This is a genomic window from Haloimpatiens massiliensis (assembly GCF_900184255.1).
GTDB classification, from domain to species: domain Bacteria; phylum Bacillota; class Clostridia; order Clostridiales; family Clostridiaceae; genus Haloimpatiens; species Haloimpatiens massiliensis.
Window position 1 is genome coordinate 532,514 of sequence record NZ_LT854639.1, and the last position, 13,829, is coordinate 546,342.

General features: G+C 29.7%; 13 protein-coding genes. 3 read left to right on the forward strand and 10 right to left on the reverse strand.

Translation table 11 applies throughout. The features are described 5' to 3' along the window. The first annotated feature begins 200 nt into the window (after positions 1 to 200). A complete protein-coding gene (locus C1715_RS07705; RefSeq protein WP_102399925.1) occupies positions 201 to 1,691 on the forward strand; it encodes an aminotransferase class I/II-fold pyridoxal phosphate-dependent enzyme in 1,491 nt (496 codons plus the stop codon). A gap of 32 nt (positions 1,692 to 1,723) precedes the next feature. On the opposite strand, the gene C1715_RS07710 is transcribed toward C1715_RS07705, so the two are convergent. Both C1715_RS07710 and C1715_RS07715 read right to left on the reverse strand, forming a co-directional pair. Continuing rightward, positions 1,724 to 2,569 (reverse strand): hypothetical protein, encoded by an 846-nt coding sequence (locus C1715_RS07710; protein ID WP_102399926.1) that lies wholly within the window; start codon positions 2,567 to 2,569, stop codon positions 1,724 to 1,726. 433 nt (positions 2,570 to 3,002) lie between these two features. Next, positions 3,003 to 3,791 (reverse strand): hypothetical protein, encoded by a 789-nt coding sequence (locus C1715_RS07715; RefSeq protein WP_102399927.1) that lies wholly within the window; start codon positions 3,789 to 3,791, stop codon positions 3,003 to 3,005. Between the two features lie 141 nt (positions 3,792 to 3,932). Between C1715_RS07715 and C1715_RS07720 the strand changes: the two genes are divergently transcribed. Next, on the forward strand, positions 3,933 to 5,444 hold the full coding sequence (locus C1715_RS07720) for a hypothetical protein (protein ID WP_102399928.1): 1,512 nt from the start codon (positions 3,933 to 3,935) through the stop codon (positions 5,442 to 5,444). A gap of 82 nt (positions 5,445 to 5,526) precedes the next feature. Here C1715_RS07720 and C1715_RS07725 read toward each other — a convergent pair whose 3' ends face one another. Further along, on the reverse strand, positions 5,527 to 5,856 hold the full coding sequence (locus C1715_RS07725) for a hypothetical protein (RefSeq protein ID WP_102399929.1): 330 nt from the start codon (positions 5,854 to 5,856) through the stop codon (positions 5,527 to 5,529). Between the two features lie 128 nt (positions 5,857 to 5,984). Further along, the gene (locus C1715_RS07730) at positions 5,985 to 6,221 is read right to left on the reverse strand and encodes a hypothetical protein (RefSeq protein ID WP_102399930.1); all 237 of its coding nucleotides are present in this window, start codon (positions 6,219 to 6,221) and stop codon (positions 5,985 to 5,987) included. A 373-nt stretch (positions 6,222 to 6,594) separates the two neighbouring features. On the opposite strand from C1715_RS07730, the gene C1715_RS07735 reads away from it, so the two are divergent. Further along, positions 6,595 to 7,260 (forward strand): hypothetical protein, encoded by a 666-nt coding sequence (locus C1715_RS07735; protein WP_102399931.1) that lies wholly within the window; start codon positions 6,595 to 6,597, stop codon positions 7,258 to 7,260. A 123-nt stretch (positions 7,261 to 7,383) separates the two neighbouring features. Here the strand turns inward: C1715_RS07735 and C1715_RS07740 are convergent, their stop codons facing one another. The 6 genes from C1715_RS07740 to C1715_RS07765 all read right to left on the reverse strand — a co-directional run bounded on the left by C1715_RS07740 (position 7,384) and on the right by C1715_RS07765 (position 13,828). Continuing rightward, complete coding sequence (locus C1715_RS07740; protein WP_102399932.1) at positions 7,384 to 7,965, reverse strand: indolepyruvate oxidoreductase subunit beta; 582 nt, start codon at positions 7,963 to 7,965, stop codon at positions 7,384 to 7,386. 1 nt (position 7,966) lies between these two features. Beyond that, positions 7,967 to 9,730: an indolepyruvate ferredoxin oxidoreductase subunit alpha gene (iorA, locus tag C1715_RS07745; protein WP_102399933.1), complete on the reverse strand. Its 1,764-nt coding sequence runs from the start codon at positions 9,728 to 9,730 to the stop codon at positions 7,967 to 7,969. Between the two features lie 387 nt (positions 9,731 to 10,117). After that, positions 10,118 to 11,245: an RNA-guided endonuclease InsQ/TnpB family protein gene (locus C1715_RS07750; RefSeq protein WP_102399934.1), complete on the reverse strand. Its 1,128-nt coding sequence runs from the start codon at positions 11,243 to 11,245 to the stop codon at positions 10,118 to 10,120. A 166-nt stretch (positions 11,246 to 11,411) separates the two neighbouring features. After that, a complete protein-coding gene (ptb, locus tag C1715_RS07755) occupies positions 11,412 to 12,311 on the reverse strand; it encodes a phosphate butyryltransferase (RefSeq protein WP_102399935.1) in 900 nt (299 codons plus the stop codon). A 207-nt stretch (positions 12,312 to 12,518) separates the two neighbouring features. After that, on the reverse strand, positions 12,519 to 13,604 hold the full coding sequence (locus C1715_RS07760) for a GerAB/ArcD/ProY family transporter (RefSeq protein ID WP_102399936.1): 1,086 nt from the start codon (positions 13,602 to 13,604) through the stop codon (positions 12,519 to 12,521). A 5-nt stretch (positions 13,605 to 13,609) separates the two neighbouring features. After that, on the reverse strand, positions 13,610 to 13,828 hold the full coding sequence (locus C1715_RS07765; RefSeq protein WP_102399937.1) for a hypothetical protein: 219 nt from the start codon (positions 13,826 to 13,828) through the stop codon (positions 13,610 to 13,612). Position 13,829: the final 1 nt, after the last annotated feature.

Below are 13,829 nucleotides of genomic sequence, written 5' to 3' on the forward strand. Positions count from 1 at the left end.
AATTCAATTTTTTTACTCTCTTTTTACGTTGATAATAAACACTCTTCTCACTTTTAAAAAAACATAAAAATTATTTAAAATAAATTTAATTTTTTATTGCATTCTATTTCCATTTAACTTATAATGATATTGTTTTAAACGAACTAGATAATATTTCTAAGGAAGTTCGCGGATTTTTAAGAAAGAAGGTGTTAATTAAGGTGTATAAATTAAATCAAAAGGAAACTCCTTTATTTGATGCATTAATGGAATATGTGGATAGAGATACTTTACCCTTTCACGTACCTGGTCATAAAAAAGGAGTGGGAATGGACGAAACTTTTAAAAACTTCATAGGTGAAAATCCTTTTAAAATTGATGTAACAGTTTTTAAGTTAGTTGATAGCCTACATCATCCTAGTGGACCTATAAAAAGAGCACAAGAATTAGCTGCAGATGCATATGGATCTAATGCTGCATTTTTTTCAATTCATGGCACATCAGGTGCTATACAAGCTATGATACTTTCAGTAGTGGGAGCTGGAGATAAAATTATTATCCCTAGAAATGTCCATAAATCTGTTACTGCTGGAATAATATTAAGCGGTGCTCACCCTGTTTATATGCAGCCTGAAATAGATAAGAATCTAGGTATTGCTCATGGTGTATCGCCAGAAACAGTGGAGAGAACCCTTAAAGAAAATCCTGATGCAAAAGCAGTTTTAATAATTAACCCTACTTATTATGGAGTAGCTACAAATATAAAGAAAATAAGTGATATAGTTCACAATTATAATATTCCACTTATAGTAGATGAAGCTCATGGTCCGCATTTAGGATTTAACGATAAATTACCAGTTTCCGCTATAGATGCAGGAGCTGACATGTGTGCTCAAAGCACCCATAAGATAATAGGTGCTCTAACTCAGTGCTCCTTATTACATGTTAATTCTGATAGAGTAGATACTAGAAGAGTTCAACAGGTATTGAATTTACTTCACACTACCTCACCTTCTTATATTCTTATGGCATCGCTTGATTGTGCTAGAAGACAAATAGCCTTAGATGGGAAAGAACTTTTAGACAAAACTATAGATTTGTCCAACTATGTAAGAAATGAAATAAATAAAATTCCTGGTTTCAAATGTTTTGGAGAAGAAATTTTAGGAACTCCAGGTGCCTATGCTTTTGACCCAACTAAAATAACTATAACCTGTAAGGATTTAGGCATCACTGGATACCAATTAGATACAATACTGGCTGACAAATATCATATTCAAATGGAATTATCAGATTTCTATAATACTTTAGCTGTAGGTTCCTTTGGAGATACTAAAGAAGGTATGGATAGACTTCTAAGTGCTCTTAAAGAAATAAGCGAAGATTACTATGGCAAAAGCGATAGAAAAATTGACTTTTTAGATATACCTGCTATTCCTGAGCAAGTATTAATTCCTAGAGAAGCATTTAATAGTGAAAAAACTTGTATATCTATTAATGAAAGTATAGGAAAAATAAGCGGAGAATTCCTACTAGCTTATCCTCCTGGAATACCTGTATTATGTCCTGGTGAAAGAATTACTAAGGAAGTAATTGACTATGTATCCCAGTTAAAAGAAGCTGGTCTATACGTACAAGGTACAGAAGACCCTAATGTTGAGTACATTAAGGTAGTTGAAAAGGAAGACGCTGTATTTATAAATGTAGAATAAATAAAAAAAGTGTGGTTTTTAATCCACACTTTTTATTTACTTCTTATAAAAGTCATAAGATTATTTATATTATTATTTTCGGCCTCTTTTAAAAATCTAGTATAGTCCTTTTCATTCATATCTAATATTCTGCTATATGTACGTAATACTTTTTCAAAATATCCCATAACATAATTAGCTTTAATAAGTGCACCTATATTTTTAGTTCTAAATGTAGCAGAATATAATCTTCTTGTCTTTTCAGCCTTTTTCTTCAATTTACCATAATGCTGTCCTCCTGGATATATAGCCTTAACTTTCTTAAAATTTAGCATTAAAGCTTCCTTATATACAGTGTAAATCTTTTCTAAACATTCAGCATTGAATACTTTTTCTTCTTTTTTCATTTGCTCTACAATATTTATTACTTCTTTCAGCTTTTCATTATTTTTTCTTCTAAGTTCTGGTACTTTTTTAACTATAGGCAGTATTTCTTCTACAGCTTCTTTCTCTTCCTTTTTTTTATATCTATCTTGTAAAATTTTAAGTCCAAATTCTGCCTCTAAATAATCATTATTATCCTTAACTATATCCATTTCATTTTGAACTGTTTTATATATACTTATTCTATTTTCTTTATCAAAGAATATTTCGTAATAATAAAATAGTTTAACAAGCTCTCTTTGTACCTGTTTTTTATCCAAAACTTGCTCTCTTTCATTTATAAATATAAACTGACTTTCTCTTCCCTTAACATTATCCATAAATCCCTTACTAAAAGCAACTTTTCTATATGAATTTCCAAAACATTCAACTGGTTCAGATATCTTTACATTTTCTCCCTTTTTAACATATGAATTTAATTTTTCTAATATTTCTGGTGTTGCTTCATTATACATTAACACTCTCCCCCTCCTTGTTATATTTACTATTATAACAAAAAAATCAAATGATACCTAGTACCTAAATAGAGCACTTATACAACTTAATAGAGAGATTTCTTCCATATAAAATTATAATACAATTTATTAATCATTCAACTTTCGCAGTTATAAAATAAAGATATAAAATTTAAAATTTGCAGGTAAGTAATAGGTAATAGCTAAGAAGTAAGGGTTAAGGATAAAACTCAAAGAGTTTTTTATAATTAATTTGTGAATAAGTAAGACCAGCTAGTAAGAGCTCTTGAAATTTATATGCAAAAATTGTGTTAATTACAAATTGGGCACATAAATATAACCTCATGCTTTCACATGAGGCTGAATTTAACTTCCTTTAGTATATAATAATCATCTAAGTATTAACAAGTGTATTGGTGTTAATTTTAGCTAATTATTCTTCTATATAATCTGGAAATAAGCTATCCATTTTTTGTGGTGGATAAAAATCTGGTACATCTCTATTCATAAATTCTGTACATGGATCTTGTTCTCCTGGGCACTCATCAGGTATTGGACAATATCCATAACATGGAATTAATAGTTGTACTAAAAGTTCACTTTTAACTATAATAAATAGCCCTAAAGTTATACATAAAAATACTTTATCTGGCTCTGGCTCTGGAGAATCTACCTTAATTAATTCTGATCTTAAGCAATCAGCAACTACTTCTAATTTTATCATCTTTTCATCTGCATCTTCTATATCTGGATTGCACAAACAACCCTTACTAATTGAAACCTCTGCTATTGGGTCTGGACAATAGAATTTTGGAACTGTTATTGTTTGATTTACCGCATATTCTAGTGTTCTAGTTTCACATGTACTTCCAGTATCAATTAACACATCTACTTTAAAAGTTACTGTAAAATTAACAGTTACTCTTTTGTATCCCTCTTCGCCTTTTACACAGGATTTTGATACAGAAGTAATATCCACATCAAAATTGCGACAACAGCCTATCTTTTTAACTTGACTTGGGTCAGTAACTCCAGTTAACTCCTTACACAATTCTGAATTTAAATTTCCCATTTCATCAATAGGCTTAAGACATCTTTTTATTAAGCATTGATCAAAAATCTTAGGTACTTGAATACAACATAATTCATCAGGGTCTGGTAAACATCCCTGTTTATTTACAAAACCAGGGCGTGGAATGAAATCCTTAGGATTAATTGCCATAAAATAGCCTCCTTCTCTATATTAAAATAATATTGTTTTCTCAATATATATTATGCAGACAAATGTTAAGTGTGCTTTTGTTTATTTAAAGAATATATAATTGAATTCATTAATATATTTTATATGAGGGGGTGAAACGTTATGAATCTATATATTTTAAAAGATATTTCAGACACTCTTTGGAAATTCTATATTGATAAAAGTAAATTTCTCATTTGTGATAATTATTATGAAAAAGTACAAATAGATGAAAATATTTCAGAATTTCATGTAAATATAAACTATATAGGAACTATACAACTGATATACATAACCTATGATGGAGACGTGAAGTATTGTGAATTTAATAAAAAATGGACCACACAAACTCTATACACCCTTTCTAATAAAGGTGATAAAATACAAGAATTAAAGGTATACTCTTTAAATAATGAACTTCATATATTCTTTATTTTTCTCAAGGAAGGTGAAAAACATAAGGGTGATTTATTACACTACAAATGGTCTGGAAACAAATTCAATACCAGCATTGTGGCTTCATTAAATTTTGATTATTCTTCCCTTAAACATTACGATATAGAAATACTTAATGATGAAATATATATATTCTTTCTACAAAATGAAAAAATTGAAAATTCCTTAAATATGAGTAAGTACAAAAAAAATTTATGGAGTAATACTAAAAAACTATATAGACTATATGGAAGTGACATTCAATTTTCTACTATTAAAAAAGATAATGTATTTCATATTTTAAATTTAACAAAAGATAATACTATTTATACCTTAGAACATGTGTCTATAGATGAACAAGGAAATATGAAAGCCTTTAAAGTTCATGAAAGTAGCAATAATATATGCAATCCATTATTACTTATTGAAAATAACTCTTTATATACTATGTGGGTAGAAAATAACTCTTTGATATATTCCTGTTTCCATGATAATTGGCACAAGTGCAATAATATTTTTGTTGAAGATATAAATAGAATGCAAAAATCTAGATATATATCTGAAGAAATTTCCAATAACAGCTTATATGCCAAAGAAGTATTTATTTTAAACTCTTCCTGTGTAAAAATTTTCTTACCAGAGGAAACCCTAATATATAATGACCTAGAAGAAATAAATCTTGATTTACTGCAAAATTGTGATGCAGAAAAAACCATACAAAAATTACTTAAAGAAATTTCCTACGCTAAAATGCTAAATGATAAATTAGGAAAGAGAATCTCCTTATTAAAAAATAAATTATATGAAAAAGAGATTTCTATGACTAATTTTAATAACTATTTAAATCAAACTATTTCACAAAAAAAGGCTGTAGAAAAAGATTATAATTCACTACTTCAATCTCAAAATAATTTTGTAAATGAATTGAAAAATATAAAAAATAAATTGAATTTAGAAAAAGATAAAACTGAATCTCTTAAAAATACAATACTAGAACTATCTCAAGAAAACAGTAAATTAAAGGGAACTTCACTTAAAACAAAAGAATTTGAAAATAAAAATTGCCAATGTAGTTGTGAATATCTAAAAGATTTAGAATTTAAGATTAAAGAAAAAGAAAATGAAAATGTTACATTAAAAGATGAGCTAGAACGTTTTAAAAATATGAGTTTTTTGGATAAACTTTTCAAAGCAAGGTAGATAATGCCGCTCTAAAAAGTGCGGCATTTCTTTTTTATTAGTAACTCAATAGAATTACTAAAATGTGATTATTTAATTATATTTATTTTTTCATGTTTTTTTCCTGTATTGGGTTGATTTTTTTATTTGCAAGCTTTGGAATATTTGTACCTGATTCTCCTGTACCTGCTCCTCCGCCTGGAATAAGTTGTAATAATCCTACAGACACTATCTTGCATGTTGAAATAGCTATATAATATCCATAGTATTCTAGTACAACTATTCCGTCTGAAACTGAGTATACATATCCCTCATACTCATAGTTATTAGTATAAATATATACATACGCTCCTCTATAACTCTCTAATTGATTTCTAACAGGATATTCACAACATTTACAGTAACCCTTATCTGTCTTACATCTATTATCCAAGAATTCTATATCTTCTATAGTTTCACCTTCTGGTGGTAAACCTATAGATTCAATTTTACAAACTGAAATCTTTTCAACATATCCACTGCCTAGTTCAGGTGTAACAGTTAATATATTGTTATTAACCCCTAAAAATATCCATCATCTGTTAATAAATATATAGTATCTCCATATTCAAATTGTTTTAATAAATATTCCATAGGATTTACACAGCAGTCACAATAGTCACAGCTTTTTTTGTCTTTACAGTCTTTATCCTTACAGCAATCAACTACACATATGTCACAACAGTCATCACAACAACTTTTTTTACAAAATAACTCTTTTAACTTATATGCTAAAAGTTCCTTTTCACACATTCCCATTCGGTTAACACTCCTTTTTATCTTTTACCATTTTATTTCTCATTTGTATCTAATTCATTATATGCATGTACTTCCTATATGGTTATTTAAAAGCTAAATATCAAAGTACAAATAATAAATAACAAATATTTTTTACTTACAAAGTATCATTTACATATAATTTGATACCTAACTACATTACCCTAATGTAGTTCCCAAGCCTATATACTCTTCATATAATATATAGAAAACATGACTTTACAAAATTTAAACTTTAATTAATAAAATAATAAATTCATTTAGATTTTAATTAAAATTATCCAATCACATGCACTCTTGTATACAGTATTGGAGTATATGTCATTTAATAAAATATTTAAGTAGTTGATTACAATTGAAATGTAAAAAAACTATAATATGTTTACCTGAATGTAAATGCTGTGAAGGACCTCCTGGTCCTAGAGGGCCTAGAGGACCTCAAGGGCCTTCTGGTGAGCCTGGTAGCATAACATGTAATTGTTGTGAAGAATCCATGAAAGACTTACTAACTCAAATAAATACTAGCGAAACTGTAACTTTAAGCAAGGTAGTCCTAACTAGTAGTAGCGAAATAGCTAATATAAATACTATTAAAGGGTTTCCAAAGGAATCCCTTGTAGAATTTGCAAATGTTACTCCTTCTGGACAAGAATCAAATAACATTTTAGTTTCCATATGCAAAATCGTTGCTGTGGAAGTAACTATAAATGACGATGATACTAAACCAGACATAAATTTATTAATTACTGAAAATCCAAATTGTCCATGTTGCGTTGATGATTTAAGAGAATATTTTAATTCATTAACTGTAAACACTCAAATTCACCAAATTGACACTAACGGTAATGGTGGCTCTTACCAAATTACAAATGATTATTTTCAAGCGGTAGGTGATGGAATATTATACACATCAGCTCAAACATCTGATGTAAATGGAAACTTTAATCAAAATACTAAAATTACCTATACCTCTTTATGCGAAATAACCTCCATTAAACCTAATGAACCAGAAAATCCTTAATAGTAATAACACTTAATTGACACTAGCTAAAGTATAAACAATAAAAAACTAGAGCTTCTATCTGAAAATTATTTAATATAACTCTCAATAGAAACTCTAGTTTTATGTCAGCTCTAGTAGCCGTTATTTAGCTTGACTTAATCCTATATTCAAGGCTTTCTTATTTATATCTACTATTTTAGCTGGAAGACTCTCTTCTAAAACTTTTTCCCAGTTTAAATTGTCAAGACCTAGTACCTTTATTAAAGCTCCTAATAATATTATATTTTGAGCCTTAATTGTTCCTAACTCTTCTGCCATTTTAGATGCATTCATTATAACTTTGTTCTCTACTGCATCACTTAATCTCTCTATAACTTTTTCTGGATACTCCTCTTGTCCGATTAATACCGGTACTGGATATATCTCATAGTCGTTTACTACTACATATCCACCTTTTTTAAGGTATGGAAGCCATCTTGCAGCTTCACTTTTTTCAAAAGCTACTATAGCATCTGCAGTGCCTTTCTCAATAAGTGGTGAATAAACCTTTTCTCCAAATCTTACTTGAGTTGTAACACTGCCTCCCCTTTGAGCCATTCCATGCACTTCTGACATTTTAACGTCATAACCATTTTTCATAAGTCCTTCTGCTAGTGTTTTTGAAGCAAGAATAGTACCCTGTCCTCCAACGCCAACAAATAAAACACTTTTAATCTCTTTCATTTTATTCACCCACCTTCTCTATAGCATCAAATTTACATACTTGCTTACATATTTCACAACCGTTACACATGTTTTGATCTATACTTACCACACCATCTTTAAATTGGAGTGCTGGACATCCTGTCTTTAAGCATGCTTTGCATTTCTTACATTTTTCTGTATTTACAACACATTTAATACCTGCTCTTGCCTTTAACACATCTTTCTTAAGAGCACATGGTTGTTTTGTTATTATAACAAACGGTTCTTTGCTATCATGAGCTTCTTTAACAGCTTCCTCTGTAGATTTTAAATCATATGGATCTACCACTCTTATATTTTCTTCTTTGATTCCAACAGATAGAGCTACCTTCTCTAAATCTACCATTGGAGCTGGCTTATTTTGAAGAGTTTTTCCTGTTCCAGGGTTTTCTTGATGCCCTGTCATCGCAGTTATTCTGTTGTCTAATATACAAGTAACTATAGGTATATTATTATAAACTGAGTTTATAAGTCCTGTAATTCCTGAATGGAAGAATGTAGAATCTCCTATAAATGCAAATACTTTCTTATCTTCTCTTTTTGCCATTTGATTAGCTTTTTCCATTCCCAGTCCGCCGGAAATTGATGCTCCCATACATATAACTGTATCAGTTACACTTAAAGGTGGTACTAATCCTAGCGTATAACATCCTATATCGCCAGTAGCTATTACATCTTTATATTTAGAAACCGCATAGAATATTCCTCTATGGGGACATCCTGGACAAAGTACTGGTGGTCTAGATGGTGCCTTAATATCTGTATTATAAACCCCTTTGTTTTCTTCTTTTAATATAGCTTTTCTTATTATATCTGGATTTAATTCTTCGCAAATTGGAATAACTTCTTTTCCTATGCAAGAAATTCCCATAGCTTTGACTGCTGTTTCAATATATGGATCATTTTCTTCTATAATGTAAAGTTTTTCCACCTTTGAAGCAAAATTTCTAATCATCTCATCTGGAAGTGGATAACTATATCCTATTTTTAAGTAGGAAGCCTTGTCCCCAAAAACTTCTTTGGCATATTGATAGGATATACCACTAGTTATAATACCTATTTTAGTATCTCCCATTTCTATCCTATTTAAGAAAGTTTTATTTGAATACTGTCTTAATTTTTCTAGTCTTTCTTCAACTTCGTAGTGTTTTGCCTTAGAGTGAGCTGGTATCATTACATACTTTTTAACATTTTTCTCATAAGGTTTTACTCCTACTTCGCTTCTTTCACCTAGTTCTACTATAGATTTTGAGTGTGAAATTCTAGTGGTACTTCTAAACAACACTACTGTATCATATTCTTCACTTATTTTATAAGCTTCCCTCATATATTCTAAACATTCCTGGGAATCTGATGGTTCTATTAGAGCTATCTTAGCATGTGGTGCATAGTATCTATTATCTTGTTCATTTTGAGATGAATGCATTCCTGGATCATCTGCAGTTACAACTACTAATCCACCATTTACACCTTCATATGCCATGGTGAAAAGTGGGTCTGCAGCTACATTTAAACCTACATGCTTCATAGTACTTAAACTTCTTGCGCCACCTATAGCAGCACCTGAAGCTACTTCTAATGCCACCTTTTCATTTGGTGCCCACTCAGCATATACTCCTTCATATTTGGCAAGATTTTCAAGTATTTCAGTACTTGGCGTTCCTGGATAAGCTGAAGCTATAGTAACTCCTGCCTCGTAGGCTCCCCTTGCTATAGCCTCGTTACCTGACATTATAACTTTCATAATATTACCGTTACCAAAACCTTATAAAACTTTATAAAAAGATTATATAAGTATATAGTTTTGTTTCTTTCCTACTTCATAATGTCCGATTTTGCCCATTTTATAACCTCCTGCAAAGAGGTTAAATTGCGGCTACTTTCGTTTGTATAACACTCCATAGGCTTTGATATACTTTATAAGTATATTGGGTTATAACGATTACCCAGTTTAGTAAATCCTTTAGGTACATGAAAATAGATAACAAGTCAAAGATGCAGGTATATTTTGTGTCAGACAAGGAAGCAGGTTCCGCCGCTAGTAGAACTATCGGTGGGTTCTGCTGACGCAGTATGACGCAAAATAGACGAGCATACTGACTTGTTATTTATTTGAATGTGCCTTAGGTGATTATACTAAACCATAGTTTGCAAGGTTGTATGAAGCATTTTTATCTCTATCACAAGTAAATCCACATTTGCATTTATAAACCCTATCTGAAAGTTTTAAGTCTTTCTTGATGTTGCCACAATGACTACATGTTTTACTTGAAGGATAAAATGTAGGTACTTGAACAAATTTAATACCATACTTTTCACATTTATATTTCATCTGATTGATAAAAATATTAAACCCCTGCTCTGCTATTGCCCTTGATAAGTGCTTATTCTTCATCATATTAGATACTTTTAAATCCTCCATAACTATTCTATATGGTTTGGCTTTCACCATTTTGGAAGTAGTTTGGTGTATATGATTTAATCTAATATTTTTAAGCTTACTATGAAGTTTTTTAATCTTCTTTTCAAGTTTTGCAATGTTCTTAGTTTTTTGGTAACTCTCTCCCTTCTTATTCATAATATATTTTCTTGAACATTGTCTTTGAAGCCTTTTTAACTTTTTACTTAGTTTTTTAACTTTGTTTGTTTTATTAACATTCCTAGTGTCTAATTTATCTATATTTGTTATTGCTAATTGAGATATTCCTAAATCAATTCCTAAGCTAAAATTATTTAATTTAACAGTTTTAATATTATCTTCAATGCCTACTGAAAGTACCCATACTCTGCCATTAAAATGCACCCTAGGGTTTTTAAACTTTGTTACAGCAGTTAAATCTATATCATAATCTGATTTATATTTAACTTTACCTATCTTTTCAAGATTAACAAAGTTATCTTGAAAATAAATTTTTTCATATCTACTATAAAATCTAGGTTCTGATTTCTTCTTGCTTTTAAATTTAGGAAAACCTCTTCCATTAAAGAAATTAGTATATGCTTTATCTAAATCTCTAATACTCTCTTTAAGTGTTGCATTAGATACTTCATATAACCACTCATAACCTGCGGTATTCTTCAAAACAGTTAATTGTTTCCCTAAATCTATAACTGATAGTTTTTTACTATTAAATTTATAGCTATCTATTTGCTTGGCTAACGCCCAATTATAAACAAATCTCATACAGCCTATATGTTTATACATTAAAATTATTTGCTCTTGCGTTGGATATAGCCGTATATTTAATGCTTTTATCATGTTTTATCACCTCACTTTGCTATTTATATATAATTATGTTCAATAACTTATTTTTTATAATATTTTGAGGTGATTCTACTAGATAATTTTGAAGCCTATTAAAAAATAGTAGACTTTTATAAATTTTTAGAGTCTTTCTTTAACTGTTAATAAGCCCCCCTTAGAATTATTTTACAGCCAAAGCTCCCAGCGCTATAGAATACAATTTAGATTTCGCACTATCAGCTCTGGATACAAGTACTACAGGACATTTAGCTCCCACTATTATTCCTGCATTTTCTGCCCCAGCAAAGTATGTCAATGATTTTCCTAATAAATTACCTGCTTCTATGTTTGGAACTAATAATATATCTGCCTCTCCTGCTACAGAACTATGAATTTCTTTATGCTTTGCTGCCTCTTTAGATATAGCATTATCTAGAGCTAAAGGTCCATCTATGGTGCATCCCTTAATTTGCCCTCTCTTACTCATTTGACTTAATGCTGCAGCATCTAATGTTGCCTGCATCGATGGATTCACAACTTCCACTGCACATAATGGAGCTACCTTTGGATTATCTATTCCAAGAGCATTAGCAACCTTTACTGCATTATTTATAATTTCTATCTTATCCTTTAATTCTGGATATGGTACCATACCTCCGTCTGTTAAGAATATAAGTTTTGAATAGGTCTTTACTCCATAAATCATCACATGAGACAACAAGGTATTGCCTCTAAGATTAGCCTCTTTATTTAAAACTGCTTTTAAAAGTGGAGCTGTTCCAAGCATGCCTTTCATTATAAAATCAGCTTGTCCCTTTGATACAAATTCCACGGCCTTTGCTGCGGCTTTTATGATATCCTTTTCATTTACTATTTTTATATTGTCTAAACTATAGTTTTCTTCTTCACAAATTTGTTTTATTTTTTCTTCATCACCAACCAATATAGCATCAACTATATCTAGTTTTACTGCTTCTGTTACAGCCTCCAATACTGGCTTATCTTGGGCTACTGCTACAGATAAAGTTCTTTTTGAACCTTCTTTGGCCCTTTGAATTAGCTCTTCTAATCTAGTAATCACCCTTATTCCCCCTTCTCCAATTTTTAAACATCCAAACATACATTTATATGATTACTAATTTTTAAATCAATAATAGAGCAAATCTTTAGCTCAAGTTAAAGTTTTTACTCTATCTTAATCTTTTAAAATCATTATTTTGATTATAGAATATTTTCCGAATTTTTTAAAAATGCCTTTAATTCTAGTATAATATTTCAAATATTTTTGTCAATGCAATCTGCTAAAGTGCACCTTTTTTATTAAAGACACTATCAATATTACACTAGGAAATAATACTTGCATTATTATCTGATACACTACCCATAAATTTAAAAACTCATTAGCTTCCATAACACCTTTAAACATTAAATAGCTAAAATTTAACACTAGAAACATTGTAGGTACTAAAATGTCTCTATAATTTTCTAAATTAAACACACTTTGTATTCCTTTTGAAACCCCCAAAACGCAAAGAGAAAATTCTGTAAATTGAGTTATAATAAAAGCTACAGAAGCTATTATTTCTAATCTTTGAAATTCTCCCTTAAATACCATTCTTTTTATAGCTTCATAACTTGGATAATACTGAGTTGAATATATTTCCCCGCCTAAGAGCATTATTTGTACAATAATACCAGTTATAACTATAACTCCTGCTGCAATTAAAGGTTTAACAAATATGCAAGTATTTTTATCAGACTTCACACAATCACAGAAATTTAAAAATATTATTAATTCACTAAAAGGCAGTGCTACTATTTTTAAAGCCTGCGTACTTATTTTACCTAAGCCACTTTGAAAAACTGGCTGTAAATTTGCAGCATTCATTTGAGGGATTAATAGTAACCATGTAAAAAAAATAAATATTAATATACCTCTTATAAAAAATTGAACCCAATTAGCTAAAACATCAATACCTGCATTTAATATCCATATGCTCAATATCCCAATAATTAATATTGGGATAAACTTTGGAGTATAAAAAAGAGCGGTTAACTTAGCAAAATCTATAAAATCATTTAAAATATAAGCTCCTAGAAGAAGAGCATGAAAAATAACTATTATACTTAAAATTTTACCAAAAACTTTGCCAAAAGATATCTCCAATATGTTGAAAATATTTTTTCCTGGATATAAGTTCATTAATTTTCCATATAATATTACGACAGGTATACTCAAAACTAATGCTAAAGTTGCAGCTATCCAAGCATCCTGTTTTAACTCAGAGCCTATACCAAATATTAGAAAAGGGCCTAAAATATAAGTAAATACAAGCAACTGTAACTGCTTATTGGAAATAATATCTTTTTTCATAGAATCTATCCTCCCAAAATATTCTTTAATAGTTCAAAAAACTTTCCAATATATATCATAGGATCAGGTATATAAATCTTAAGAGCTATTAAAGAGCTAATTACAACACTTATAGACATTATAAAAATATATACTGGGATTTCTCGTTTTAAATCTTTATGCCATAATTTTGCTACATTATAACTAGAAATTGATACATAAAAACATATTACTAATACAATCATA

Excerpts from the sequence above, each read along its gene's own strand:
- C1715_RS07765 (WP_102399937.1), bottom strand. The coding sequence starts at position 13,828 with ATGATTGTATTAGTAATATGTTTTTATGTATCAATTTCTAGTTATAAT.
- iorA (WP_102399933.1), bottom strand. The coding sequence starts at position 9,730 with ATGAAAGTTATAATGTCAGGTAACGAGGCTATAGCAAGGGGAGCCTAC.
- C1715_RS07710 (WP_102399926.1), bottom strand. The coding sequence starts at position 2,569 with ATGTATAATGAAGCAACACCAGAAATATTAGAAAAATTAAATTCATAT.
- C1715_RS07750 (WP_102399934.1), bottom strand. The coding sequence starts at position 11,245 with ATGATAAAAGCATTAAATATACGGCTATATCCAACGCAAGAGCAAATA.
- C1715_RS07760 (WP_102399936.1), bottom strand. The coding sequence starts at position 13,604 with ATGAAAAAAGATATTATTTCCAATAAGCAGTTACAGTTGCTTGTATTT.
- C1715_RS07715 (WP_102399927.1), bottom strand. The coding sequence starts at position 3,791 with ATGGCAATTAATCCTAAGGATTTCATTCCACGCCCTGGTTTTGTAAAT.
- C1715_RS07740 (WP_102399932.1), bottom strand. The coding sequence starts at position 7,965 with ATGAAAGAGATTAAAAGTGTTTTATTTGTTGGCGTTGGAGGACAGGGT.
- C1715_RS07720 (WP_102399928.1), top strand. The coding sequence starts at position 3,933 with ATGAATCTATATATTTTAAAAGATATTTCAGACACTCTTTGGAAATTC.
- C1715_RS07730 (WP_102399930.1), bottom strand. The coding sequence starts at position 6,221 with ATGGGAATGTGTGAAAAGGAACTTTTAGCATATAAGTTAAAAGAGTTA.